19 protein-coding genes are annotated in these 24,291 nt (G+C 69.2%); 3 read left to right on the plus strand and 16 right to left on the minus strand.

The genetic code is table 11. The annotated features are described in order from the left end of the window. Nucleotides 1-45 precede the first annotated feature (45 nt). The 9 genes from AC07UH_RS02630 to AC07UH_RS02670 form a co-directional block, all read right to left on the minus strand. Nucleotides 46-891 (minus strand): TorF family putative porin, encoded by an 846-nt coding sequence (locus AC07UH_RS02630; protein ID WP_495179430.1) that lies wholly within the window; start codon nucleotides 889-891, stop codon nucleotides 46-48. A 161-nt stretch (nucleotides 892-1,052) separates the two neighbouring features. Beyond that, nucleotides 1,053-2,570, minus strand: coding sequence for a SulP family inorganic anion transporter (locus AC07UH_RS02635; protein ID WP_038663865.1), 1,518 nt, complete (start codon nucleotides 2,568-2,570; stop codon nucleotides 1,053-1,055). Then, complete coding sequence (locus tag AC07UH_RS02640) at nucleotides 2,567-3,262, minus strand: carbonic anhydrase (protein WP_038663861.1); 696 nt, start codon at nucleotides 3,260-3,262, stop codon at nucleotides 2,567-2,569. Before AC07UH_RS02640 ends, AC07UH_RS02635 begins: the two co-directional genes overlap by 4 nt. A 155-nt stretch (nucleotides 3,263-3,417) precedes the next feature. Next, the gene (locus AC07UH_RS02645; RefSeq protein ID WP_038663858.1) at nucleotides 3,418-4,728 is read right to left on the minus strand and encodes an ATP-binding protein; all 1,311 of its coding nucleotides are present in this window, start codon (nucleotides 4,726-4,728) and stop codon (nucleotides 3,418-3,420) included. 145 nt (nucleotides 4,729-4,873) lie between these two features. Further along, nucleotides 4,874-5,584 carry a response regulator gene (locus AC07UH_RS02650; protein WP_038663855.1) on the minus strand — a complete coding sequence of 237 codons (711 nt, stop codon included), beginning with the start codon at nucleotides 5,582-5,584 and terminating at the stop codon, nucleotides 4,874-4,876. Nucleotides 5,585-5,635: 51 nt separating this feature from the next. Then, nucleotides 5,636-7,183: a DHA2 family efflux MFS transporter permease subunit gene (locus AC07UH_RS02655; RefSeq protein ID WP_038663852.1), complete on the minus strand. Its 1,548-nt coding sequence runs from the start codon at nucleotides 7,181-7,183 to the stop codon at nucleotides 5,636-5,638. 74 nt (nucleotides 7,184-7,257) lie between these two features. Then, a complete protein-coding gene (locus AC07UH_RS02660) occupies nucleotides 7,258-8,424 on the minus strand; it encodes an HlyD family secretion protein (protein ID WP_495179429.1) in 1,167 nt (388 codons plus the stop codon). After that, entirely contained in the window at nucleotides 8,421-9,821 is a 1,401-nt protein-coding gene (locus tag AC07UH_RS02665; RefSeq protein WP_495179797.1) for an efflux transporter outer membrane subunit, read from the minus strand. The genes AC07UH_RS02660 and AC07UH_RS02665 overlap by 4 nt, the downstream gene beginning before the upstream one ends. A 2-nt stretch (nucleotides 9,822-9,823) precedes the next feature. After that, nucleotides 9,824-10,297: a MarR family winged helix-turn-helix transcriptional regulator gene (locus tag AC07UH_RS02670; protein ID WP_495179428.1), complete on the minus strand. Its 474-nt coding sequence runs from the start codon at nucleotides 10,295-10,297 to the stop codon at nucleotides 9,824-9,826. 173 nt (nucleotides 10,298-10,470) lie between these two features. Here AC07UH_RS02670 and AC07UH_RS02675 point away from each other — a divergent pair, with 173 nt between their 5' ends. Continuing rightward, entirely contained in the window at nucleotides 10,471-12,954 is a 2,484-nt protein-coding gene (locus AC07UH_RS02675; RefSeq protein WP_495179427.1) for a DegT/DnrJ/EryC1/StrS family aminotransferase, read from the plus strand. Further along, nucleotides 12,951-14,012, plus strand: a complete 1,062-nt coding sequence (locus AC07UH_RS02680) for a glycosyltransferase family 2 protein (protein ID WP_495179426.1) — start codon at nucleotides 12,951-12,953, stop codon at nucleotides 14,010-14,012. The genes AC07UH_RS02675 and AC07UH_RS02680 overlap by 4 nt, the downstream gene beginning before the upstream one ends. A gap of 290 nt (nucleotides 14,013-14,302) precedes the next feature. On the opposite strand, the gene mmsB is transcribed toward AC07UH_RS02680, so the two are convergent. The 6 genes from mmsB to AC07UH_RS02710 all read right to left on the minus strand — a co-directional run bounded on the left by mmsB (nucleotide 14,303) and on the right by AC07UH_RS02710 (nucleotide 19,173). Next, on the minus strand, nucleotides 14,303-15,175 hold the full coding sequence (gene mmsB, locus AC07UH_RS02685) for a 3-hydroxyisobutyrate dehydrogenase (protein WP_495179425.1): 873 nt from the start codon (nucleotides 15,173-15,175) through the stop codon (nucleotides 14,303-14,305). A gap of 9 nt (nucleotides 15,176-15,184) precedes the next feature. Next, on the minus strand, nucleotides 15,185-16,348 hold the full coding sequence (locus AC07UH_RS02690) for an acyl-CoA dehydrogenase family protein (RefSeq protein ID WP_495179424.1): 1,164 nt from the start codon (nucleotides 16,346-16,348) through the stop codon (nucleotides 15,185-15,187). A gap of 7 nt (nucleotides 16,349-16,355) precedes the next feature. Further along, on the minus strand, nucleotides 16,356-16,850 hold the full coding sequence (locus tag AC07UH_RS02695) for a hypothetical protein (RefSeq protein WP_038663831.1): 495 nt from the start codon (nucleotides 16,848-16,850) through the stop codon (nucleotides 16,356-16,358). Between the two features lie 5 nt (nucleotides 16,851-16,855). Then, entirely contained in the window at nucleotides 16,856-18,385 is a 1,530-nt protein-coding gene (locus tag AC07UH_RS02700; protein ID WP_495179423.1) for a CoA-acylating methylmalonate-semialdehyde dehydrogenase, read from the minus strand. A 111-nt stretch (nucleotides 18,386-18,496) separates the two neighbouring features. Then, nucleotides 18,497-18,922, minus strand: a complete 426-nt coding sequence (locus AC07UH_RS02705) for a type II toxin-antitoxin system VapC family toxin (protein WP_495179422.1) — start codon at nucleotides 18,920-18,922, stop codon at nucleotides 18,497-18,499. Continuing rightward, complete coding sequence (locus tag AC07UH_RS02710) at nucleotides 18,919-19,173, minus strand: FitA-like ribbon-helix-helix domain-containing protein (RefSeq protein WP_495179421.1); 255 nt, start codon at nucleotides 19,171-19,173, stop codon at nucleotides 18,919-18,921. The genes AC07UH_RS02705 and AC07UH_RS02710 overlap by 4 nt, the downstream gene beginning before the upstream one ends. A 296-nt stretch (nucleotides 19,174-19,469) precedes the next feature. Here AC07UH_RS02710 and AC07UH_RS02715 point away from each other — a divergent pair, with 296 nt between their 5' ends. After that, nucleotides 19,470-21,593: a TonB-dependent siderophore receptor gene (locus tag AC07UH_RS02715; protein ID WP_495179420.1), complete on the plus strand. Its 2,124-nt coding sequence runs from the start codon at nucleotides 19,470-19,472 to the stop codon at nucleotides 21,591-21,593. A 39-nt stretch (nucleotides 21,594-21,632) separates the two neighbouring features. Here AC07UH_RS02715 and topA read toward each other — a convergent pair whose 3' ends face one another. After that, nucleotides 21,633-24,233, minus strand: a complete 2,601-nt coding sequence (gene topA, locus AC07UH_RS02720; RefSeq protein WP_495179419.1) for a type I DNA topoisomerase — start codon at nucleotides 24,231-24,233, stop codon at nucleotides 21,633-21,635. Nucleotides 24,234-24,291: the final 58 nt, after the last annotated feature.

Below are 24,291 nucleotides of genomic sequence, written 5' to 3' on the forward strand. Positions count from 1 at the left end.
CGCGTGGCGGTCCCCCTCCCTGGCGGGGGAGGATTTCGCGGTTCGTCAGAACGCCGCGGTTACCGCGAACACGACCTGGCTCGCCGCGATGCTGCTGCCGTTCTTGGTCGAGGAGAAGTTCGGCTGGAGATAGGCCGCCTGCCGCTTGGTGATGTCGGTATCCACATAGGCGACGCCGAGCGTCAGCGGCGTGCCCTTGATCGCGTAATCGGCGCCGAGCAGCCAGTCCCAATATTCGCCGGTCGGCGCCGCCGAGGTGCCGTTGGGGCCGAGGCCCGAATTGCCCTTCGAATAGCCGATATGCGCTTTGGCGGTCAGCGGCGTGGTCGGGATCGCGCTGGCGAAGTCGCCCCACAGATAGAGGTTGTCGTTCTTCTTGCCGGGATTGTCGTAGATGCCGGTCTGCGCCGAGGCACCGCTGTTGTACCATTTGCCAAGCGCCTGCTGCTTGGGTGCATAGGCCACGCCGGCGAGCAGGTTGACCGGGCCGATCGTGCCCGACAATTTCGCATAGGGTTCGGCGAAGTCGGTCTTCGACGCGCCGCCCGGATACATGTACCAGGTCAGGCCGACGTCGATCGCGCCGCCGCCGACCGCATGCTTGTAGCCGCCGATCAGGTCGAGCTCCATGTTCGAGCCGCCGAACGTGCCCCAGCCGGCGAGATTCGACGCCCAGATGCCGCCGTAGAGGCCGCTTTCATGCGCGACGGTGATGCCGCCCTGGACCGCCATTTCCTTGTCGGTTTGCGAGACGCCGCGCAGCCGATAGTCGGAGACGAGCGCGACGCTGCCGGTGACGGTGACCGGCTTGGGCGGTGCGGTCTCCTGCGCGACGGCGGGGAGGGCGGTGACGGCGGCGAGCGTCGCGGCCGCGAGCAGAGTATATTTCATGGGACCCCTTTCGACTGGATGGGTCCCTCCTGCGTCCGGGCCGCCGGCGCGCTCGCTCCGCGGTGGCGGACGGGCACCAGTCTTTCCCTGACGCCCATTCGCTACCGCAGCATTATGGCCAAAAAGCTTCTTTTATGTAACGAAACATTGCTGGGCGGGGTTCAGTGGGCGAGTGCGGCAGTCTTGCCACGTGCGCCGAGCAGCTCGACGACGTCGCCCGCGGCGCGGCGGCGCTGGAACCAGTCCTTGATCAGCTCGGCGCAGGTATGATCGACGGTCGACAGTCCGGTGACGTCGAGCCGCACCGGCATGCCGGCAGGTGCACGCTCCAGCGTGTCCGACAGTTTCGGCAGCGACACGAAGGTCGCCGCACCCGACAGGTTGATCGCATGCGCGCCGCCCTGCGGCCCTTCCGACACCTTGAGGCCGAGCCGCTTGAGATGCGGCACCAGTTCGAGCATCGAGAGGCCTATGCCGACCAGCACGCCGGTCAGCAGATCCTCGACCACGACGGTGACCAACGTCGCCAGCCAGATGAGCGCCGGCAGCGGGCCGTAATGCGAGAGGAGGTGGCGGGCATGGGCGAGGCTGACCAGCCGCCAGCCGGTGATGACGAGGATCGCGCCGAGCGCCGCCATCGGGATCTCGCGCAGCACCCAGGGCAGCAGCGCGACGAAGCCGAGGATCCAGATGCCGTGGAAGATCGTCGACATACGCGTGGTCGCGCCGGCCTGGACGTTCGCCGAGGAGCGGACGATGACGCCGGTCATCGGCAGCGCGCCGGCGAGGCCGCAGAGCAGGTTGCCGATGCCCTGCGCGCGCAGTTCCTTGTTGTAGTTGGTGCGCACGCCGTCGTGCATGCGATCGACCGCGGCGGCGGACAGCAACGTCTCGGCGCTGGCGATGAAGGCGATGGCGAGTGCGGCGGCGAGGATCGACGGATCGGCCCATTTGGCGACCATGCCGACGCCGGGGAAGCTGACTGCGCCGGCGATCGATTCGGGGACGTTGACCCGTGCGACGTCGAGGTCAAAGCCGAGCGCGACGAACGTGCCGGTGAGCACGCCGACCAGCGCGCCGGGAACGAGGCGCAGCGAGGCGGGGCGGAATTTCTCCCAGCACAGCATCGCCGCGATGGTCAGCATGCCGACGGCGAACGCGATCTCGGTCGCTTCGATATTGCTCGGCGACAGGCCGAACAGCCGGCCGGGTGCGGCAGCGAGGTTCTGGAGGCCGCTGGGCAGCGGCTTGGCGTCGAACAGCACGTGGAACTGGCCGACGACGATCAGCACGCCGATCCCGGCGAGCATGCCGTGGACGACCGCCGGCGAGATGGCGCGGAACCAGCCGCCGAGGCGGGCGATGCCGGCGACGACCTGGATCAGACCGGCAAGGACGAGGATCGGGCCGAGCGCGGACAGGCCCTGATCGCGGACCAGCTCGAACACGACGACGGCGAGGCCGGCCGCGGGGCCGCTGACCTGCAATGGCGATCCGGCGAGCGCACCGACGACGATGCCGCCGATGATGCCGGTGATGAGGCCCTTTTCCGCCGGCACGCCGGAGGCGACCGCGATTCCCATGCACAACGGCATGGCGACGAGGAAGACGACGATCGAGGCGGTGAGGTCACGCGTGATGACCGGGCCGCTCGGCAGCAGGGCGCGGAGGTTGCTCATTCCGCGGCCGCCAGGAATTCGACGTCGGAGGCCTGGCGCGGCGCGGCGGGCTGGGCAACGGGGAAATCGCCGCCTTCGTCGAGCGGTCGGAAGCGGCCGGTGATGCCGTCGAGCGCCAGCACGGTGCCGTCGTGAATGTCGATGAACCAGCCGTGCAGCGCGATCTTGCCCTGTGCGATGCCCGCGGCGACCGAGGGGTGGGTGCGCAGATGCGCGAGCTGCGCGACGACATTTTCGAGGCTGAGCGCGCGGATGCGCTCGGCATCGGTGAGGTCGGGATAGGTCTGGTCGACGATCTGGCGCGCGGCGGCGCCATGTTTCAGCCAGTTGGCGACGGTTGGAATCGCGGCGAGCGCGGCGGGATCGCCGGCAAGGCCTTTCATCGCGCCGCAATCGGAATGGCCACAGACGATGATGTCGTGGACGCCGAGCACCGCGACCGCATATTCGACCGTGGCGGAGACGCCGCCGGTCTGCAGCGCGAACGGCGGAACGATGTTGCCGGCGTTGCGGCAGACGAACAGGTCGCCCGGCTGCGCCTGCATGATATGTTCCGGCACGATCCGTGAATCGGCACAGGAGATCATCAGCGCCTTGGGGCTCTGCCCCTGCGCCAGCGTCGAATAGAGCGCATGCTGGCCGTGGAAGACCGTCTTGCCGAAACTCACGACGCGTCCGAGCAGCTCGTTCACGGGGCTATCCTCCCGGTCGCGGCGGAAGCCGGACCATCGGAAACAGTACCGAAACGAATTTGCCGGGGCGCGGCGCGCGTGTTTTAAAGTGTTGCCGGGGAACACTTTCGCAAACCTTCATCCCGGCTCACGTCAGGATGATGAAACGGTTGGGATCACCGCGGCAGGAAGATCGCGGCGTGCAGGCCGCCTTCGGGGCGGTTCGCGAGCGTCAGCACGCCGCCCTCCGCCTCGACGATGCGGCCGACGATCGGCAGGCCGAGACCGAAACCGACCGTGTCGCGCGGTCGCGACGTATCGAGCCGGACGAAGGGTTCGAGCACGCGGCGCAGCTGGTCTTCCGGAATGCCGGCGCCGTCGTCCTCGACGATCATCGTCACGCCGGCGGGTTCGCTTTCCAGCCGCAGTACGACGTTGCCGGCATAATGGAGCGCATTCTCGATCAGATTGCCCAGCGCGCGTTTCAGCGCGACCGGACGGACGGTGACCTCGCAATGCGACGGTCCGTCGTAGACGCCGGGCAGGCCGCGGTCCTCGACATCGTCGATCAGCGTCGCGCAGAGCACCGCGACGTCGGTCAGCACCGGGGCCTCGGGATCGCTGCCGCCTCCAAGGAAGGCGAGCAGCGAATTCACCATCGCCTCCATCTCGCCGATATCGCGCTGGATCGCCGCGCGGGTCGTCTCGTCCTCCACCGCGTCGGCGCGCAGTTTCAGCCGGTGCAGCGGCGTGCGCAGATCGTGGCCGACCGCGGCGAGCGCCTGTGTGCGGTCGACGATCAGCCGCTGGATGCGCGCCGCCATCCGGTTGAACGCGGCGACGACGCGGCGCACCTCGCCCGGCCCCGCCTCGGGGATCGGATCGTGTTCGGCGTCGCCGAGCGTGTCGGCGGCGATCGCGAGCTGGCGCATCGGCCTGAGCGCGCGGCGGATCAGCAGTCCGCCGATCACCATCAGCGCCAGCGCCGGGATCAGCGCGAGCAGGATGCGCTCGGTAGCGAGTTCGAGATTGTGCAGCGGCTCGAGTGTGCGGAAATAGAGCCAGCTATTGTCGGGCAGCCGCAGCCCGCCGGTGACCACCGAGCTGCGCCCCGGCGAGGTGAGCTTCAGCCGCAGGTCGCTGGCGGCGAGCGACGGTTCCCATTCGATCACCTGATGGCGCATGCCGTCGAGCGCCGGTGCGATCGGCGGCGGCGGCGGCAGGTTGCGCTGCCAATGAAGCGCGTAGCGTTCGGTTGTGAGGTCCTCCGCCATCGCGTCGCGGCGCTCGGGCGGCTGCTCGGCGACGAGGCGGCGCGCGATGACGAGATGTTCCGCCAGGCGGCGTGCCTCGTCGTCGCGCACCGCAAACTGGCTGGCACGCTCGTAGAGGATCGTGCTGACGCCGAATTCGATCACCATCGTCAGCAGCAGGATCGCGACGATCTGGCCGATCAGGCCGATCGAGGGGCGGACGAAGCGTCTCATCGGCGAGGCGCCCTGTCCCTCTTCCCCGTTCGTGCTGAGCCTGTCGAAGCACGGGGATCCGCAGGCGATGACGGGGTTTGGGGCGACCAGCCCTTCGACAGGCTCAGGGCGAACGGGGAGAGATGGGAGATGGCGGCGCCAGCCGTCACCGGCGCGTCACCTCGGTGTTGAGCATATAGCCGACGCCGCGCACGGTGATGATCGGCGCGTCCTTGCCGGCGCTCGACAATTTGCGGCGCAGGCGGCTGATCAGCACGTCGATGCTGCGGTCCGAACTGTCGCCCAGCCGGGTGCGCGACAGCTCGATCAGCCGTTCGCGCGCGATGACGCGGCCGGCATGTTCGGCGAGGCTGACGAGCAGGTCGAATTCCGCACCGGTCAGGTCGACCACCGCGCCGGTCGGCGAGGTCAGCTCGCGCCGCGGCAAGGTCACCTGCCAGCCGTCGAAGGTCAACACGCCCTCCTCGCGCTCGCCGGGGCGGCGTTCGAGCTGGCCGCGGCGCAGCACTGCGCGGATGCGCGCGATCAGCTCGCGGCTGCCGAACGGCTTGGCGATATAATCGTCGGCGCCGAGTTCGAGCCCGACGACGCGGTCGGTCTCGCTGCCCTTGGCGCTGATGAAGATGATCGGGACCTCGCTCTTCTGGCGCAGCGCGCGGCACAGGTCGATGCCGCTGGTGCCGGGGAGCATGATGTCGAGCAGGATCAGGTCGACCGGCCCGGCCTCCAGCGCGAGCCACATCTCGGGCGCGGCGGAGGCGGGACGGACGAGATAACCGTTTTCCTGCAAGGCTCTGGTGGTCAGGGTGCGGAGGGCGGGATCGTCCTCGACCAGGAGGATGGTGGGGGCGGTCATGGCCCGAGAGGTAGGCAAGGCGGCCGGGGCGGTCAACCGCGCCCCGGCCGATCAGTCCGCCGCGACCGGCCCGTGGCCGCCCTTGGGACGCCGCGTGAACCAGACGATCACCACCATCGCCGCGCACAGCCACGCCGAGACGCGGAACAGGTCGGTCGAGGCGAGCAGATACGCCTGCCCCACCATCTGCCGCGTGATCGCGGCCGCCGCCTGCGTCGAGGTAGCGCCGAGTTTCTGGATGCCCTCGCTCGCCATCTGGTAGGGCATGCCCTGCCCGATCGCCTCGGCGAGGCGGCTCTGGTGGATCGCCTCGCGCCGGTCCCAGGCGGTGGTGATGATCGACGCGGCGAACGATCCCGCGACGATCCGGGCGAAGTTCGAGATGCCGGTCGCCGAGGGGATGCGCGGTGGCGCGATGCCGTCGAGCAGGATCGTCACCATCGCGAGGAAGAAGATGCTCATCGCGATCCCCTGCACCAGCAGCGGCGCCATGAAGTCGAACACCGTCGCGCCGGTGACGAGGTTGGAGCGCATCCAGTATGAGACGGCGAAGGCGAGGAAGGAGATCGTCGCGAGGATGCGCGCGTCGACCTTGCCCGACAGGCGGGCGGCGAGCGGCGAGATGAGCACCGCCACGACGCCGCTCGGCGCCGCGATCAGCCCCGCCCAAGTCGCGGTATAGCCGAGCTGCGTCTGCAACCAGAGCGGCAGGATCAGCGTGTTGGCGAAGAACACCGCATAGCCGAGGCAGAAGGCGAGCGTGCCGATCGCAAAATTGCGGTTGGCGAACAGCGACAGGTCGACCGCGGGATTGGCGTCGGTCAGTTCCCAGATGATCCACGCGACGAAGCCCACCGCCGCCACGACGGCGAGCACGCAGATCGCCGGGTCGTTGAACCAGTCGGCATTCTTGCCGAGATCGAGCATGATCTGCAGCGAGCCGACCCAGACGACGAGCAGCAGCAGCCCGACGGTGTCGATCGGCAGCTTGCGCGTCGGCGTCTCGCGGCTCTTCAATCCGTTCCAGCAGATCAGCGTCGTGAAGATGCCGAAGGGGATGTTGATCAGGAAGATCCAGCTCCAATGGTAATTGTCGCTGATATAGCCGCCGAGGATCGGCCCCATCACCGGCCCGACCAGCGTCGTCATCGACCACACGCCGAGCGCGGTGGAGCGCTTGTCGGGCGGGAAGATCGAGATGAGCAGCGCCTGGCTGCCCGGCATCATCGGCCCCGAACAGGCGCCTTGCAGGATGCGGAAGACGATCAGCGAGGGCAGGTCCCAGGCGATCCCGCACAGGAAGGAGGCGACGGTGAACGCCGCCACCGCGGTGCAGAAGGTGCGCACGACGCCGAACCGGCCCATCAGCCAGCCGGTCAGCGGCACCGCGACGCCGTTGGCGACCGCGAAGGCGGTGATCACCCAGGTCGAATTGTCGGACGAGACGCCGAGATTGCCCGCGATCGTCGGCAGTGACACGTTGGCGATCGTGCTGTCGAGCACCATCATGAACGTGCCGAGCGCGAGCGCGAAGGCGATCAGCGCGCGCTGGCCGCCGACGAGCGGGGCGGGGCCTTGGGCTTGGGTGGGGGCGGCCATCAGCGTATCTTCCGGGATATCGGTTCGCCCTCACCCTCCGCCGCAGGCGGCGAGGGGTGAGGACGACGCGGGCGTCAACGATTGGCGGCGATGATCTGGCGGATGCGCGCCTCGACCGCGGGGTCGCGGCCATCGCCGCCGCCGCCGGCATAGGCCTGCGCCGCGGGCTTGCCGAGCAGCGCGCCCGAGCGGTTGGCGGTGTCCACCGTCGTGTTGACCGACAGGCCGACGCGCAGCGGATGCTGGGTCAGCTCGCGCGGGTCGAGGCCGATGCGCACCGGCACGCGCTGGACGATCTTGATCCAGTTGCCGCTGGCGTTCTGCGGCGGCAGCAGCGCGAAGGCGTTGCCCGAACCGGCACCGACGCCGATGACATGGCCGTGGAAGACCACGTCGTCGCCGTACATGTCGGCGGTCACTGTCGCCGGCTGGCCGATGCGCAGGTCCTTGAGCTGCGTCTCGCGGAAATTGGCGTCGACCCACACCTTGGCGAGCGGCACCACCGCCATCAGCGGCGTGCCGGCGGCGACCTGCTGGCCGATCTGCACGGTGCGCTGCGCGACGACGCCGTCGATCGGCGCGACGATATGCATGTGGCTGCGCGTGATCGCGGCGCGGCGATAGGCGGCGGCGGCGGCGAGCACCGCCGGGTTGGTGGTGGTGTCGGTGCCCTGGACCGTCGAGCGCGACTGCGCCTGCTGGCTGCGCGCGAGGTTGAGGTTGGCACGCGCGACCTTCACCGCGTCGGCGGCATGCGCGAGTTCCTCGCCCGAGATCGCGCCCTGCGCCGCGGCGCCCTGCCGGCGCGCGTAATCGGCGGTGGCGGCGGAGAGCTGCGCCTGCGCCTGAACGACGGCGGCGCCGCTCTCGCTGACCTTGCTGATGTCGGCGCGGGTCGAGCGGACGGCGCGGGCGAGTTCCGCCTCGGCAGAGGCGAGCGCGACGTCGGCGGTGGCGGGATCGAGGTCGAGCAGCGGCGCGCCGGCCTTCACCGTCTGCGTATTGTCGGCATGGATCGCGGTGATCTGGCCGGGATCGCGCGCGGTGATCGCGACGACGTCGCCGGCGACATAGGCGTCGTCGGTCTCCTGTTCGGGCTTGGCGAGCAGGAAGTGGAAGACCGCCCAGACGATCAGCGCGATCACGACGATCACGGCGAGGATCAGGAAGCCGCGGCGACGCGTGCGCGGCTTGCCGCCGGCGCTCGCGGGTTGGGGCGTTGGGGCTTGCGTGTCGGTCATCGGCGGGGTTCCTGGGAGGAGGAGAAGCCGCCGCCGAGCGCCAGCACCAGCGCGACGCGCTGGCGGGCCGCATCGGCGACGAGATTGGCTTGCGTCAGTTCCGCATCGAGCAGGCGGACGTCGTTGTCGACGAGGTCGAGCTTGCTATCGAGCCCGCTCGAGACGCGGATCGCGTTGAGGCGGTTGGTCTCGCCGAAGCCGCGGACGACCTCTGCGGTGCGGGCGCGCTGTTCGCCGAGATTGGCGACGAGCGCGATCGCGTCCGCCGCGTCGCGCACCGCGCCGATGACGCGGTCGTTATAGTCGGCGGTGGCGAGATCGAGCGCCGCGGTCGCGCCGGCGAGGTCGGCCTTCAACCGGCCGTTGTCGAACAAGGGCAGGTGGATCGCAGGCCCGGCGCCGGCGGTGCCGGCATCGAGGCTGACCAGATTGCCGAGCCCGATCGCCTGGAAACCGGCGAGCGCGGTGAGGTTGACGTTGGGATAGAAAGCGCGGCGGGCGACCTGGCGGCCGGCGGCGGCGGCCTCGATCCGCGCCTGCGCCGCAGCGATGTCCGGGCGGCGGGCGAGCAGGTCGGCGGGGACCTGCGCGGGCAGCGGCAGCGCCGCGTCGAGGCGCAGCGTCGCCGGGCGGATCGCCGCGGCATAATCGGGGCCGCGCCCGGCGAGCGCGGCGAGCGCGTTGGTCGCGAGCGCGCGGGCGCCGTCGGCACGGACCAACGCGGTCTGCGCCTGCGCCAGCAGCGTCTGCGCCGCGGTCGCCTGCAGATTGCTGGCGAGCCGGTTGCGGATGCGGATGTTGACGAGGCGCAGCGAGTCCTGCCGCGTCGCGATCGTGCGGCGGGCGATCGTCGCCTCCGCCTCGGCGCGGGCGAGGTCGATATAGGTCTGCGCGACCGAGCCGGCGATCGCGAGGCGCGCGGCGGCGAGATCGAGCGCGGCGGCGCGCGCCGAGGCGCGGGCGCCGGTGATCGCCGCCTTCTGCCGCCCGAACAAATCGAGGTTCCAGGTGAGATTGGCCTGCGCCTGACCGACGAAGCGGACCGAGCCGCCATAGGGCGGCGGGATGATGTAGCGGCCGGACAGGCGCTGGAGCTGCTCGTTGGCGTCGAGCGTCACGTCGGGGCCGGTGTCGGCGCGGCGGCTGGAGAGCACCGCCTGCGCCTGGGCGATGCGGGCGAGCGCGGCGTCGAGCGTCGGATTGCCCGCGGTCGCATCGGCGACGAGCCGGTCGAGCTGCGGGTCGCCGAAGCCGGTCCACCAATCGTCGGCGATCGCCGGGGTCGCGGCGCCGGTGAGGCCGAGCGTCGGGGGCGCGACGGGCGCGACCGCGGGGGGGCTGGCCGGGATGGCGCAGGCGCCGAGCAGCAGCAGCGCGGCGGGGGATAAATTCGCTATCTTCACGCAAAGACGCCTTCGTCGGGGGTCTGTTGGACGGTGTCGCGGAGCCGCTGGAGGAGGCGGATCAGGTCCAAAATATCCCTTTCCTCCCAATCACTTAGCCAGTGGTTCCAGACGCGGATGACGGCATCGCGGACGGTGCCGGCGATGTGTTCGCCGGCGGGCGTCAGGGTGAGCCGGACGACGCGGCGATCCTCGCCGCCGTCGCGGTCGCGCATCACCCAGCCGCGCTCCTCCAGCGTGTCGACCAGCCGGGTGGTGGCACCCTTGTCGTGACAGAGGTCGCGCGCGATCTCGGCGCAGGTCGACGCGCGGTTGAAGTGGAGGGCGGCGAGCGCGCTCCACTGCGTCTTGGTGATGCCGGCGGCGACGAAGATCGGTTCGAGCACGGCCGCGCCGAGCTGCTCCGACCGGCGCAGGAGATAGCCGATCGAGTTTCCCGGAGTGAAGTTCGACTCGGAATAATAGTCCATGTCGTTGCCATGGCAATGGTTGCTTCGGCAGTCAATGGAATGTTGCGAAGCGTTTCTCCGAACGATATTCCATCGTCGGTCGCGACTGCGCCCTGCGTAGAGAATGACGCGCGCTAACCGGTTCTTAGGGGGGGTGGGGTACCTCCGCGGTTCGATTGTCAGGACGGCATCTCATGGAATTTCCGTTGATCGCGCCGCGGCCGCCGCGGCTGAGCGAGCTTACCGAAGGCCTGCGCCGCATCGAGGCGTCGGGCGTGTTCAGCAACAACGGGCCGGAGGTGCGCGCGTTCGAGGCGGAGGCGACCGAGCGGCTGTTCGGCGGCACCGGCGCCTGCCTCGCGGTCGGCAATGCCACGCTGGGGCTGATCGTCGCGTTGCGGCAGGCCGCGGGGATGCAGCTGCGACCGGGGACGCTGGCGCTGATGCCGGCGCTGACCTTCGCGGCGACCGCGCAGGCGGCGCTCTGGGCGGGACTGACGCCGCTGATCTGCGACATCGAGGCCGACGGCTGGACCGCCGATCCGCGGCAGGAGGAGGCGCTGCTCGCGCGGTACGGCGCGCGGATCGGCGTCATCGTGCCCTATGCGACGTTCGGCACCGCGATCGACCTCGACCGCTATGCCTGGCTCGCCGACCGTCACGGCGTCGGCGTGGTAATCGATGCGGCGGCGTCGCTCGGCACGCGCGACGGCGACGGGCGCGGGTTCGGCAGCGGCGCGCCGTTCACGCTCGTCTATTCGATGCACGCCACCAAGACCTTCTCGGTCGCGGAGGGCGGGCTGATCCACAGCGGCGACGTCGCCCGGATCGACCAGTTGCGCGGCATGATCAATTTCGGTTTCGAACGCGGGCGCAGCGCGACGCTGCCCGGCATCAACGCCAAATTGCCCGAGGTGATCGCGCTGATGGCGCGCGCCAAGCTCGCCGAGATCGATGCGGTGTGCGACCATCGCGCCGCGATCGACGCCGCCTATCGCGCCGCGCTGCCCGGCTTCGCGATGCAGCGGCCGTCGGGGCGGCGGCAGGCGACGCAGTTCATGCCGGTGCTGCTGCCGCCCGAGCTGGCGGGACAGCGCGACGCGATCGTCGCGGCGCTCGCCGCGGACGGCGTCGGCGTCGGCCAGTATTTCAGCCCGCACCTCGGCGAACAGCCGCTGTTCCGCGACACCGCGCTGATCGAGCCGACGCCGGTCGCCGACGCGATCGGCGGCCGCATGCTGAGCCTGCCGATCACCGATGCGATGACCCCCGCCGACGCGCCGGTGATCGCCGCGCGGCTGGCGGGCGCGGTCGCGCGGGTGACCGCGGCCGGCGCGACGCGGCGGATGGGGACGGCGATGCAGGATCTGACGACGGTGGTGATCGGCGGCGGCCCCGCCGGCACCGCGATGCTGACCTCGGCGAGCAAACAGGGCAAATTGGCGCCGCTGGTCGAGGCGGGGTTCGCGATCGTCGAGCAGAGGGCGCGGATGGGCGCCGGCGAGCTCGGCGCCTATGCGATCCGCTCGGACACCACCGCCGAGACCTTCCTGTCGGCGGTGAAGAACAATCCGCATCCCGAACTCGCCGAGCTGGAGCATCACCCCGCCGGGCAATTGATGGGCCGCTACGTCGCCGAACTCGGCGCGCCATTGGTCGATACCGCGCCGCTGCTGTCGGCGACCGCGGACCGGCTGCGCGACATCGTCTTGCGGCACGGCGGCGCGGTGCTGACCGGCCATGCGGCGCAGCGCGTGCAGCGCACTGCCGATGGCCGCTGGCAGACGACGGTCAGCGACGGTGCGGGCGTCACGCGCGTGCTGGTGTCGCGCAACGTCGTGGTCGCGACCGGCGGGGTGCAGACCGACGACCAGGTCGCCGCCAAGCGCGTCGCCGGCGTCGCGCTCGGCGCGCTGGCGGGCGAGCGGCTGATCCGCTCCGATACGGTGCTGCGGCTCGGCGGGGTCGAGCAGGTGCACGAGCGGCTGCGCGGCATCCCGTCGCCGCGGGTCGCGATCATCGGCGCCTCGACCAGCGCGATCGCCGCGGCGGTGCTGCTGCTCAAGAGCCAGCCGGGCTTCGCCTTCGGGGCGGGGGCGGTGACGCTGCTGCATCGCCAGCCGCTCAAGCCCTTCTATCCCAACGTCGCCGCGGCGCATGCCGACGGCTTCCACGATTTCGACGACAACGACATCTGCCCGGTCAGCGGCTTCGTGCTGCGGCTCGCCGGGCTGCGGCTCGAATCGCGCGAACTGGTGCTGCGCATGCTGTCGCTCGGCGGGCGCACGCCCGATCCGCGCGTCGCCTCGCACCGTATCGCCGGCGACGAGGATGCGGCGGCGCGGGCGATCATCGCGGAGGCGGATCTGGTGATCGGCGCGCTCGGCTACCGGCCGCGCGCGGTGCCGCTGCTCGGCGTCGACGGCGCGCCGCTGGCGCTGGCGCATCATGCCGGCCGGCCGATGGTCGATCGCCATTGCCGCATCCTCGACGCACAGGACCGGCCGGTGCCGGGCGCCTATGGCATCGGCCTGTCGGCGGGCTTCGTGCCGTGGGGCCGGCTGGGCGGCGAGGCGAGCTTCCGTGGCCAGGCCAACGGCCTGTGGCTGTGGCAGAACGACGTCGGCCAGATGATTGTCGACCAGCTGCTCGACCGGGAGGCGCAAGAGGCGGCATGACCACGCCGGTCGTCTCGGTCGTCATCCCCGGCTATAACGGCGAGGCGTTCATCGGCGCGACGCTGGAGTCGCTCGCCGCGCAGACGCTGGCGGCGTGGGAGGCGATCGTCGTCGACGATCGCTCGAGCGACGGCACCCGCGAATTGGTACGCGGCTGGCCCGACCCGCGCGTGCGGCTGATCGAGAATGAGGTCAACGGCGGGCCGGTGCGCACGCGCAACCGCGGCGTCGCCGCGGCGCGCGGGCGGTTCATCGCCGGGCTCGACCAGGATGACCTCTGTTTGCCCGAGCGGCTGGCGCGGCAGGTCGCCTATCTCGACGCGCATCCCGACGTGGTGCTTGTCGGCACGCAGGCGGAGCAGTTGCGCGACGGCAAGGTCTCGGCGATGCACTATGCGCCGCATACCACGCCCGAGCTGATCGCGTGGCTGAGCTGGATCGAGAATCCGCTGGTCTGGTCGACGGTGATGGTGCGTGCCGAGGTGGCGCGGACGCTCGATCCGTTCACCCGGCCCGAGATACTCTATGCCGAGGATTTCGACCTGTATCACCGCGTCGGCGCATTCGGACGGATCGCGCGGATCGACGTGCCGCTGCTGCGCTATCGCCAGCATGCCGGCGGCGCCTCGAAACGGTTCACCGACACGATGCGCGATTCGGCGATGCGGGTGCTGGCCGAGCGGCATGCGGGGGTGCTCGGCGTCGAGGAGGCGGCGGCGATGGCGCGGCTGCTGGTGCTGCACAATATGGGCGGCGTGCCGGTGCCCGACCGCGCGACGCTGCAGCGGCTGGGCGCGGGAATCGCGACGTTGCAGGCGGCGTTCCTCGCGCAGGAGCGGCCCGATGCGGAGAGCCGCAAGCTGATCCGCTGGGAGACGGCGCGGCGCTGGGCGCGGATCGGGCGGGCGGGGCTGCGCTCGGGCGCGGTGCGGCTGCGCGACGTGCTGGCGGCGCGGCCGGCGCACCTCGGGCTGGGCTATGCGGGCGGCGAGACGTTGCTGTGGTCCGCCGCGGTGGGCGCGGTGCGCCGCGGGCGGCGTGGGCGGGGCGAGGATTGAGGTTTGGGGGGTAGCCCCCTTCGTCATCCCGGCGCAGGCCGGGACCCATGGTTACGGTGCGGCCAGTGGTGCGTGCTGCCATCCACCGCGCGCGTCCATGGGTCCCGGCTTTCGCCGGGATGACGATAAGGGCGGGGGTGCGCGCCTCTCCACCGTCATCCCCGCGGAGGCGGGGATCCAGACGCGCGGGTCTTCGCTTGAGCCGCGGGGTCAGCGTATATGGATCCCCGCCTCCGCGGGGATGACAATGAGAGCGGAGTGATTGGAAGGGGACGCCGCCCCTCCGCGCATCACAGCGTCCGGATGATCCCCGAGAAATCCGTTCCGCCGTTCCCGGCGGCGACGAACGCCTCGTACAAGGCGGTCGCATGCGCGCCGAGTGGCGTCGCCGCGCCCGCACCTTCGGCCGCCTGCATCGCCAGCCGCAGGTCCTTGAGCATCAGCGCCGCAGCGAACCCGCCCTGGTAATCGTGGTCGGCGGGCGTCTCCGGCCCGACGCCGGGGAGGGGGCAATAGCTCGTCATCGACCAGCTCTGGCCCGAACTGACCGACGAGATGTCGTAGAAGGTCTGCGCGTCGAGCCCCAGCCGTTCGGCGAGCCGGAACGCCTCGCAGGTCGCGATCATCGTCGCGCCGAGCAGCATGTTGTTGGCCATCTTGGCGGCCTGGCCGGCGCCGCTCGCGCCGGCGTGGATCACCGCCTTGCCCATGTCGGCGAGGAACGGGCGCGCGCGCTCGAACGCATCGTCGGGACCGCCGACCATGAAGGTGAGCGTGCCGGCATTGGCGGCGCCGATCCCGCCCGACACCGGTGCGTCGACCGCGGCGAGGCCCTTGGCCGCCGCGGTCCCGGCGACGCGGCGCGCGGTGGCGACGTCGATCGTCGAACAGTCGATCAGGATCGCGGACGGCTCGGCGTGGCCGAACACCGCATCGGCATAGACGCTTTCGACATGCGCGCCGGCGGGCAGCATGGTGACGATCGCCTCGGCACCCGCGACCGCCTCGGCAGCGCCGGCGACGGGCAGGCAGCCGGCCGCCTGCGCCTTGTCGAGCGCCGCGGCGCTGAGGTCGAAGGCGCGGACGTCATGGCCGTGCTTCGCGAGGTTGGCGGCCATGCCGCCGCCCATGTTGCCGAGGCCGATGAAGGCGACGCGTGCCATGTCTCTCTCCTATTGCCGGATCAGGTCGCGGCCGACGATCATCCGCATCACCTGGTTGGTGCCTTCGAGGATCGAATGGACGCGCAGGTCGCGCCAGAAGCGCTCGATCGGATAGTCCATCAGATAGCCGTAGCCGCCGTGCAATTGCAGCGCGCGGTCGACGACGCTGCTGCCGGTATCGGTGGCGAGCCGCTTGGCCATCGCCGCGAAGCGCGTCTTGTCGGGGGCGTTGGCGGTCACCTTCGCCGCCGCCATGTAGAGCAGCGCACGCGCCGCCTCCAGCTCGGTCGCCATGTCGGCGAGGGTGAATTGGGTGTTCTGGAAGTCGGCGATCGCCGTGCCGAACTGCTTGCGGTCCTTGGTATAGCGGATCGCCTCGTCGAGGCAGCGCTGCGCGCCGCCGAGGCTGCACGCGCCGATGTTGAGGCGGCCGCCGTCGAGCCCCATCATCGCGATGCGGAAGCCCTCGCCCTCGGCGCCGACCAGATTCGCCACCGGCACGCGGACGTTGTCGAACGTCACCTGCCGCGTCGGCTGCGAATGCCAGCCGAGCTTGCGCTCGTTGGCGCCGAACGACACGCCGGCCATGTCCTTCTCGATCACCAGCGCCGAAATGCCCTTGGGCCCCTCCTCGCCGGTGCGGACCATCGTCACATAGACCTCGTTCTCGCCGGCGCCGGAGATGAACTGTTTCGAGCCGGTGACGACATAATGATCGCCGTCGCGGACCGCCTTGGTCTTCAGCGCGGCGGCGTCGCTGCCCGAGCCGGGTTCGGTGAGGCAATAGCTGCCGAGCCGGTCCATCGTGACGAGGCTGGGGAGATATTTGTCCTTCACCGCCTGCGACCCGAAGCGGTCGATCATCCAGCTCGCCATATTGTGGATCGAGACGAACGCGCTGGTCGACGGGCAGCCATAGGCCATCGCCTCCATGATCAGCGCCGCCTCGAGCCGGCCGAGCGCGATGCCGCCGCTCTCCTCCGACACGTAGATCGCGGCGAAGCCGAGTTCGGCCGCCGCCTTGATCGTGTCGCGCGGGAAGATGTGCTTCTCGTCCCATTCCGCCGCATGCGGCGTGATCCGGTCGGCGGTGAAACGGCGCGCGAGCTCCTGGATCTCGCGCTGGTCGTCCGTGAGATCAAATTGGGGGGTCAGGTCGAACTGGTTTTCCATGATATCCTCAGGCCGGGCAGCGGCTGTAGCGGAACGAGCCGGCGCGATTGGCGTCGCCTTTGGCCTCGCGCACCAGCGTCTTGCCGTCGTCGAGCAGGGTGAGCGTGGTCGGTTCGGACCAGGTCATGCCCTCGCCGCTCATCGGCAGGTCGAAGGCGATCTGGTCCGGGCGGGTCTGGCGGATCGTGGCTGCGGTGCCGCGCGATTCGAAGAAGGACAGGCGGTTGCCGGCGATGGTCAGCGTGCCCTTGTCGGCACCGCTCGCCGGGTCGCAATCGCCCGACACCATGCCCCAATGGCCCTGGAAGCCGCCGGGGATCGCGGCGATCGGCGAGGGGCTGACCGCGGGGATCGGCACGACGCTGTTCTGCGGATCGACGGTGAGGTCGTTTGGCGTCGGCTCGACCGCGGCGCTGCCGCCCGACGATTCGTTGTTGGCCGATTCGCCGCCCGAACAGGCGGCGAGACCGAGCGCGGCGGCGAGGAGGATCGTGCTGCGCATGCCGGTCAGCCCATCGTCGGGATGACGAAGGCATCCTGGATGCGGCTCGGCCCGCCATCCTCGCTGCCGCCGGGGAGCGCCGAGCCGTCGGGCCAGCGCTGCGTCACCGTCTTGACCTTGGTCCAGAATTTGACGCCTTCCATGCCGTGCTGGTTGGTGTCGCCGAACGCGCTGCGCTTCCAGCCGCCGAAGCTGTGATAGGCGACCGGCACCGGGATCGGCACGTTGATCCCGACCATCCCGACATTGACCCGCGCCGCGAACTCGCGCGCGGCATGGCCGTTGCGGGTGAAGATCGCGACGCCGTTGCCGTACTGATGCTCGCTCGGCAGCCGCACCGCGGTCTCGAAATCGGGCGCGCGGACGATCTGGAGGACGGGACCGAAGATCTCTTCCTTATACGCCGACATGTCGGGCGTGACGTGGTCGAACAAGGTCGGGCCGACGAAGAAGCCCTTCTCATGCCCCTGCAGCGTGAAGCCGCGGCCGTCGACGACCAGTTCGGCGCCCTCGTCGACGCCGGTCTGGATCCAGTTCTCGACGCGCTGCTTGTGCGCGGCGTTGACCACCGGGCCGTAATGCGCCTGCGCATCGGTCGACACGCCGACGCGCAGCGCGGCGATCGCCGGGATCAGTTTCTCGCGCAGCGCGTCCGCGGTCTTGTCGCCGACCGGCACCACCACTGGGAGCGCCATGCAGCGCTCGCCCGCCGAGCCGAAGGCCGCGCCCGACAGATCGGCGACGACCTGGTCGAGGTCGGCGTCGGGCATGACGATGCCGTGGTTCTTGGCGCCGCCCATCGCCTGCACCCGCTTGCCCGCCTCGACACCGCGGCGGTAGACGTAATGCGCGATGTCGCTCGACCCGACGAAGCTGACCGCGCTGATCGCGGGGTGATCGAGGATCGCGTCGACCATCGCCTTGTCGCCATGGACGACCTGCAGGATGCCCTCGGGCGCGCCCGCCTCCCGCATCAGTTCGGCCAGCCGCACCGGCACCGACGGATCGCGCTCGGAGGGCTTGAGCAGGAAGGCGTTGCCGGTGGCGATGGCGACGCCGAACATCCACATCGGGATCATCGCCGGGAAGTTGAACGGGGTGATCCCCGCGCCGATGCCGAGCGGCTGGCGCATCGAATAGACGTCGATGCCGGGGCCTGCCCCTTGCGTATATTCGCCCTTGAGGATGTGCGGGATGCCGCAGCAGAATTCGATCACCTCGAGCCCGCGCTGGATGTCGCCCTTCGAATCGGCGATCACCTTGCCGTGTTCGGAGGAGAGCAGATGCGCGAGCGCGTCCATGTTCGCCTCGACCAGTTCCTTGAAGCGGAACATGACGCGGGCGCGGCGCTGCGGATTGGTGGCGGCCCAGCCGGGCTGCGCGGCCTGCGCCGCCGCGACGGCACGGTCGAGATCGGCCGCGGTGCCGAGCGGCACGCGCGCCTGGATCTCGCCGCTGTTGGGATCGAACACGTCGCCGTAGCGCGTGGCATCACCGCCGGCCGATCCGACGATGAGATGATCGATGGTACGCATCCTCGCTCCTTCGTGCCGCTTTGGTCGGCTTTGGAGCTTCCGTCGCAGGGTCGGAGGCGCGGTGCAAGAGGGGGCGGGCAATTGGTGGGGAAGGCTGACGTTTTTGTGGGGTCAGGGGGTCGCCTGCCACGGATCGATGACCGCCAGTCCCGCGGCCACGAAAGGACCCGTATCGCGGCTGGCGACGACGAGGCCATGGGTCGCGGCGATCGCGGCGATATAGCCGTCCGCCAGCCCGATCGGCGTACCGCCGCGGCGGGCGGCAGCCATGCGGTCTGCATAGGCGCGGGACGCATCGAGGTCGAAGGCGAGCACGCGGCCGGCGAACAGCGGCAGCACCTCGTGTTCGAGCCGGTGACCGAGCGTGTCGCGTCGCTTGCCCGGCGGCATGGCGGCGATGCCGAAGCGCAGTTCGGCGAAGGTCACCGCCGACAGATAGACCGTTTCGATCGCCTGCGCGTCGAGCCATGCCGACACGCGCGGGTCGGGGGCGGGCTTCCACGGTTCGGAGACGACGTTGGTATCGAGCAGGATCATTCGAAGCGCAGCGGCTCGACCGGCGTCGTCTCGCGCAGACGGGCGAAACGCTCGGCCTCGGCCTCGGTCAGGTCCGCGTCGCGGCCGATCGCGGCGAGCAGGGTGCCGAGCCGGACGCGGGCCGGTGGATGTACCGCGGTTTCGAGGATGGCGCGCATTTCTGCCTCGGTGCTGCGGCCGTGCTGCGCGGCGCGCGCCTTCAACGCGCGATGCGTTGCGTCGGAGAGGTTGCGGATCGTGACGGCGGGCATGACGGCGTCTCCTGAGGTGATGGCATTATCGGGGCATTGCCATCGGGACTCAAGATGCGGGACGTGGGTATGGACGGCAATTCGGCCCTGCATCGCGACGGCGCGCGAGCAAGTGACGGCAGGCAAAGACATTTTTTAGACGGTAACGCTAGTATAACCTAATGTTTAGATCGGCTCATAAAAAGTAATGGCATAGGTCATGTGCGCAATATGTAGGCGGGTTAAATCCTAGTCAACTGGTGTATGTAGCCGTGATAATTGCAAAATGGGTATTTGTACTTTCTGTTTCGATTGCAATGGCTTCGCCGGCCGGCGCGGAGCAGGTCGAGAGAAAGACACCCGATCGCAAATCGAAGGTGGGGGCAAATGCGGAGGCCAAGGCATCCCGCACCGCGGCGGCGACGAGCGAGGACAATGCCGCGTCACAGACCATCGTCGTTACCGGGACGGCACATCACGATGCGGTGACGGGGGGAGCCTTGGGCGTGCGGTCCGACCTCGATACGCCGTTCTCCGCACGCGTGGTGAGTGCGGATGAGATCGAGGAACGTCAGGTCCGATCGCTGGCACGGGTATTCAGCCAGGATGCGTCGGTCGTCGCCAACGGCGACACCTATACGTTCAACAGCTATTCGCAGACGGTCCGCGGCATCCCGCTCGACGACCTTTACGGCTACCGGATCAACGGCGATCCGTTTTACATGACGACGGTGGAACTGCCCCTCGAATCGTTCCAGGCGGTGCAGTTGCTGAAGGGCGCCTCCGGCTTCCTCTATGGCTTCAACGCGCCGGGAGGGCTGGTCAACTATCAGACGAAGCGACCCACGCCGGACGCTTTCGTCGCCGCCGATCTGGGATATTCGTCGAACACGGTCTTCCTGCAGCATATCGACACCGGCGGCCCCATCGCCGCAGGCCTCGGCTATCGTCTCAACCTGACGCACGAACAGGGCGGCACCTACAGCGGGTCGCACGTCCTGCGCTATTCGGGGTCGCTCGGCCTCGATGCGCATCTCACCGATACGCTGCTGTGGACCGGCGACCTGATCTATCAGGATCGCCGCATCAAGGGTGGAACGCAGGATTTCTTCATCGACGATCCCGTCGCTTACGGCGCGAACGCCTTGCCGCGACCGATCAGCGGCACCACCAATCTCGCCGCCTATCCCGATCTGTTCTTCAACAGCCACGTCTTCTACGGCGCCACCGGCCTGCACTGGACGGCCGACCCGCATTGGACGGTCAAGGCCGACTATAGCAACAGCCTGGACTGGCGGACCTACAAGGCGGAATGGATGCCGCTGATCAACCGCGATGGCGACTATGGGGTGAAACTGAACACCAATCCCCGGTCATGGTCGCGCTACAATCAGGCACAGGTCACGCTCGACGGATATTTCACCACCGGACCGCTGGCCCATCAACTGACGCTCGGCGCGACGTGGCAGGACCTCAAGCGTTATCTGCCGCGAGATCGGCTGAACACGGTCATCGGGTCGCAGAACCTGTATCGACCGGTAACGCCGGTGAACTATCCCAGCGCATTCACCGATGCGATCTACCGCAGCTATCATTCGATACAGGAAGGCGCGTTTGCCAGCGACACGATCGGCCTCGGCGACGTGTCGGTAATCGGCGGCCTGCGGGTCACGCGCTACGTCGAGCATCAATACAGCAAATCGGGCGTCGCCAAGACCTATGCCAAGACGCCGGTGACGCCCGTCGCCGCGATCCTGTACCATCCCTTGCAGGGCGCCACCGTCTACGTCAGCTACGTTCAGGCGCTCGAAAGCGGGATAACGGTCCCCGATAGCTTCGCGAATGCCCGCGAGACGCTGCCACCGGTGATGTCCGACCAGATCGAGGTCGGCGCCAAGGTCGAACGACCGACGTGGTTCCTTTCGACGGCATTGTACCGCATCGATCGGGGCGCCCAATATGCCAATGCCGCCAACGTCTACGTGTCCGACGGCACGCAACGCTATCAGGGCGTCGAGGCCAATGGACGCGTCGGGCTACCGCTCGATCTGTTCGTCGCCAACAGCGTCGCGATCGAGGAGGCAACCTATCTGAAGTCGGAACGGGATCTGCAAGGGCGACAGGTCGAGGGCGTTCCGCGATTCAAGGACACCGTGCAGGTCACCGAGCGGCCAACCGGTCTGCCCGGTTTCAGCGCCACCGCCGAACTATCCTATACCGCCAGATTGTGGGGCAATGCGGTCAACAGTTTCCGCGTTCCCTCGACGACGTTGATCAATCTGCGGGCCGGTTATGACATCGGCTCCGCCGCCCATGCCGTGACGCTTCGGGCCGAGGTCGACAACGTCGCGAACCTCCACCACTGGGGCTATCTCGGGTCGGGCTATGTTTTCGTGGGTGAGCCCCGGACGGTCAGGTTGAACGCCAGCGTCAAGCTCTAGGCGTGACGGGATCGGGGCAGTCCCCCGATCCCCCGTGCTTCACTCCGCCGCGGCTTTCTTCGCCGCGGGCTTCTTCGCCGGCGCCTTCTTGGCCGCCGCGGGCTTCGCCGTCGTCTTCGTCCCCGCCGCCTTGGCCGCGGGCTTCTTCGCCGCGGCCTTCTTGGCGGGCGCCTTCTTCTTCTTCGCCGGTGCCGCCGCGGCGCGATCGTCGATCAGCTGCGCCGCCTCTTCCAGCGTCAGCGCCTCGGGGGTGATCGACTTGGGCAGGGTCGCGTTGGTCTCGCCGTCGGTGACATAGGGGCCGTAGCGCCCCTCCATCAGCTTGATCTCCGCCTCGGTGCGCGGGTGCTTGCCGAGCTCCTTGAGCGGCGCCCGCGCGGCGCCGCGCGCCGGACGGCCGCCGCCCGCCGCCGCCTCGGCGAGCTTGACCACCGCGGCGTTCATCCCCGTCTCGAACACGTCGGCGGTCGATTGCAGCCGCGCATATTTGCCGCTGTGCGCCAGATACGGCCCGTAGCGGCCGATCGACGCGGTGATCGGCTCGCCCGTCTCCGGGTGGTTGCCGATCGTGCGCGGCAGGCTGAGCAACTTGAGCGCCCATTCGAGGTCGAGCTCGCCGGGCAGGTCCTTGGGGATCGAGGCGCGCCTGGCCTCCTTGCCCTCGCCGAGCTGGATATAGGGGCCGAACCGCCCCGACTTGCGCTCGACCTCGAGCCCCGTCGCCGGGTCCTTGCCGAGCCCCTCGGGGCCGCTGTCGCCCTCCTCGCCGCCGGGCTGCGCGAAGCGGCGGGTGTATTTGCACTCGGGATAATTGGAGCAGGCAATGAACGCGCCGAACTTGCCGCCGCGCAGCGCCAGCTTGCCCTCCTCGCATTTGGGGCAGAGCCGCGGGTCCGATCCGTCCGCCTTGTCGGGGAACAGATAGGGCGCGAGGAAGACGTCGAGCTCGGCGGTGATCGCGCTGGGCTGCTGCTCCATCACCTCGTTGGTGCGCGGCTTGAAGTCGCGCCAGAAGGCTTCGAGCACCGCCTGCCATTGCGCGCGGCCGCCCGAGACGTCGTCGAGCTCCTCTTCCAGCTCGGCGGTATAGTCGAAGCCGACGTATTTCTCGAAGAAGCGCTCGAGGAAGGCGGTGACGAGACGGCCGCTCTCCTCGGCGAAGAAGCGGTTCTTCTCGACGCGCACATAGGCGCGGTCCTTCAGCGTCTTGATGATCGAGGCATAGGTCGACGGGCGGCCGATGCCGAGTTCCTCCATCCGCTTGACGAGGCTAGCTTCCGAGAAGCGCGGCGGCGGCTGGGTGAAATGCTGTTCGGCGTCGACGGCCTTCTTCGCCGGCGCGTCGCCCTCGCGCAGGCGGGGCAGGCGGCGCGCCTCCTCGTCCTGCGTGTCGTCCGACCCCTCTTCGTAGAGCGCGAGGAAGCCGGGGAAGAGCACGACCTGGCCGGTCGCGCGCAGCACGTTGCGGCCGGTGCCGTCCGCCATCTCGACGGTGGTCCGCTCCATGCGGGCCGAGGCCATCTGGCTGGCGAGCGCGCGCTTCCAGATCAGCTCGTACAGGCGGTTGTGGTCGCCCGAGCCGGCGCGGTCCCTGGTGAAGTCGGTCGGGCGGATCGCCTCGTGCGCTTCCTGCGCGTTCTTTGCCTTGGTCTGATACTGACGCGGCGAATCGGGCACGTAGCTCGCGTCATAGCGGTTGGCGATGGCGAGGCGCGCGGCGGAGATGGCGCTGCCGTCCATCTGCACGCCGTCGGTGCGCATATAGGTGATCGCGCCGTCCTCGTAGAGACCCTGCGCGATCCGCATCGTATGATCGGCGGAGAAGCCGAGCTTGCGCGCCGCCTCCTGCTGGAGCGTCGAGGTGGTGAAGGGCGGCGGCGGGTTGCGCGTCGCCGGCTTGGTCTCGACGGTCTGGACCGAGAAGCGGCCCTCCTCGACCGCGGTCTTGGCCTTGAGCGCGTCGCCCTCGGTGCCGATCGACAGGCGGTCGAGCTTCCTGCCGTCCCATTGCACGAGGCGCGCGACGAAGGGCGTGCCGTCCTGCTCCATCTGCGCGGTGACCGACCAATATTCCTGTGCCTTGAACGCCTCGATCTCGCGCTCGCGGCCGACGATCAGGCGCAGTGCGACCGACTGGACGCGGCCCGCCGACTTGGCGCCGGGCAGCTTGCGCCACAGCACCGGCGACAGCGTGAAGCCGACGAGATAGTCCAATGCGCGGCGGGCGCGATAGGCGTCGATCAGGTCGGTATCGAGCTCGCGCGGCGCCTTCATCGCGGCGAGGATCGCCGGCTTGGTGATCGCGTTGAAGGTGACGCGCTGGACGTCCTTGGGCAGCGCCTTGCGGCCGCGCAGCACCTCCTGCACGTGCCAGCTGATCGCCTCGCCCTCGCGATCGGGGTCGGTGGCGAGGATCAGGCGGTCGGCGGTCTTCGAGAGATCAGCGATCGCTTTGAGCTGCTTGGACTTGTCCGCGTAATTCTCCCATTCCATCGCGAAATTCTCGTCCGGGTTCACCGAGCCGTCGCGCGCCGGCAGATCGCGGACGTGACCGTAGGAGGCGAGGACGCGGAAATCCGAGCCGAGATACTTTTCGATGGTTTTCGCCTTGGCGGGCGATTCGACGATGACGAGCTGCATGGCGGTTCAATAGCGTCCTTACGTGTACGCGCGAGGGTGGCGAGCGGTCGGGGCTTGC

The sequence above is a fragment of the Sphingomonas sp. GW821-FHT04B01 genome, from assembly GCF_059420425.1.

What these genes read in the sequence shown, in the direction of transcription:
- AC07UH_RS02630 (WP_495179430.1), bottom strand. Translation starts at nt 891, where the DNA reads ATGAAATATACTCTGCTCGCGGCCGCGACGCTCGCCGCCGTCACCGCC.
- AC07UH_RS02635 (WP_038663865.1), bottom strand. Translation starts at nt 2,570, where the DNA reads ATGAGCAACCTCCGCGCCCTGCTGCCGAGCGGCCCGGTCATCACGCGT.
- AC07UH_RS02645 (WP_038663858.1), bottom strand. Translation starts at nt 4,728, where the DNA reads ATGAGACGCTTCGTCCGCCCCTCGATCGGCCTGATCGGCCAGATCGTC.
- AC07UH_RS02650 (WP_038663855.1), bottom strand. Translation starts at nt 5,584, where the DNA reads ATGACCGCCCCCACCATCCTCCTGGTCGAGGACGATCCCGCCCTCCGC.
- AC07UH_RS02655 (WP_038663852.1), bottom strand. Translation starts at nt 7,183, where the DNA reads ATGGCCGCCCCCACCCAAGCCCAAGGCCCCGCCCCGCTCGTCGGCGGC.
- AC07UH_RS02660 (WP_495179429.1), bottom strand. Translation starts at nt 8,424, where the DNA reads ATGACCGACACGCAAGCCCCAACGCCCCAACCCGCGAGCGCCGGCGGC.
- AC07UH_RS02670 (WP_495179428.1), bottom strand. Translation starts at nt 10,297, where the DNA reads ATGGACTATTATTCCGAGTCGAACTTCACTCCGGGAAACTCGATCGGC.
- AC07UH_RS02675 (WP_495179427.1), top strand. Translation starts at nt 10,471, where the DNA reads ATGGAATTTCCGTTGATCGCGCCGCGGCCGCCGCGGCTGAGCGAGCTT.
- AC07UH_RS02680 (WP_495179426.1), top strand. Translation starts at nt 12,951, where the DNA reads ATGACCACGCCGGTCGTCTCGGTCGTCATCCCCGGCTATAACGGCGAG.
- mmsB (WP_495179425.1), bottom strand. Translation starts at nt 15,175, where the DNA reads ATGGCACGCGTCGCCTTCATCGGCCTCGGCAACATGGGCGGCGGCATG.
- AC07UH_RS02690 (WP_495179424.1), bottom strand. Translation starts at nt 16,348, where the DNA reads ATGGAAAACCAGTTCGACCTGACCCCCCAATTTGATCTCACGGACGAC.
- AC07UH_RS02695 (WP_038663831.1), bottom strand. Translation starts at nt 16,850, where the DNA reads ATGCGCAGCACGATCCTCCTCGCCGCCGCGCTCGGTCTCGCCGCCTGT.
- AC07UH_RS02700 (WP_495179423.1), bottom strand. Translation starts at nt 18,385, where the DNA reads ATGCGTACCATCGATCATCTCATCGTCGGATCGGCCGGCGGTGATGCC.
- AC07UH_RS02705 (WP_495179422.1), bottom strand. Translation starts at nt 18,922, where the DNA reads ATGATCCTGCTCGATACCAACGTCGTCTCCGAACCGTGGAAGCCCGCC.
- AC07UH_RS02710 (WP_495179421.1), bottom strand. Translation starts at nt 19,173, where the DNA reads ATGCCCGCCGTCACGATCCGCAACCTCTCCGACGCAACGCATCGCGCG.
- AC07UH_RS02715 (WP_495179420.1), top strand. Translation starts at nt 19,470, where the DNA reads ATGGCTTCGCCGGCCGGCGCGGAGCAGGTCGAGAGAAAGACACCCGAT.
- topA (WP_495179419.1), bottom strand. Translation starts at nt 24,233, where the DNA reads ATGCAGCTCGTCATCGTCGAATCGCCCGCCAAGGCGAAAACCATCGAA.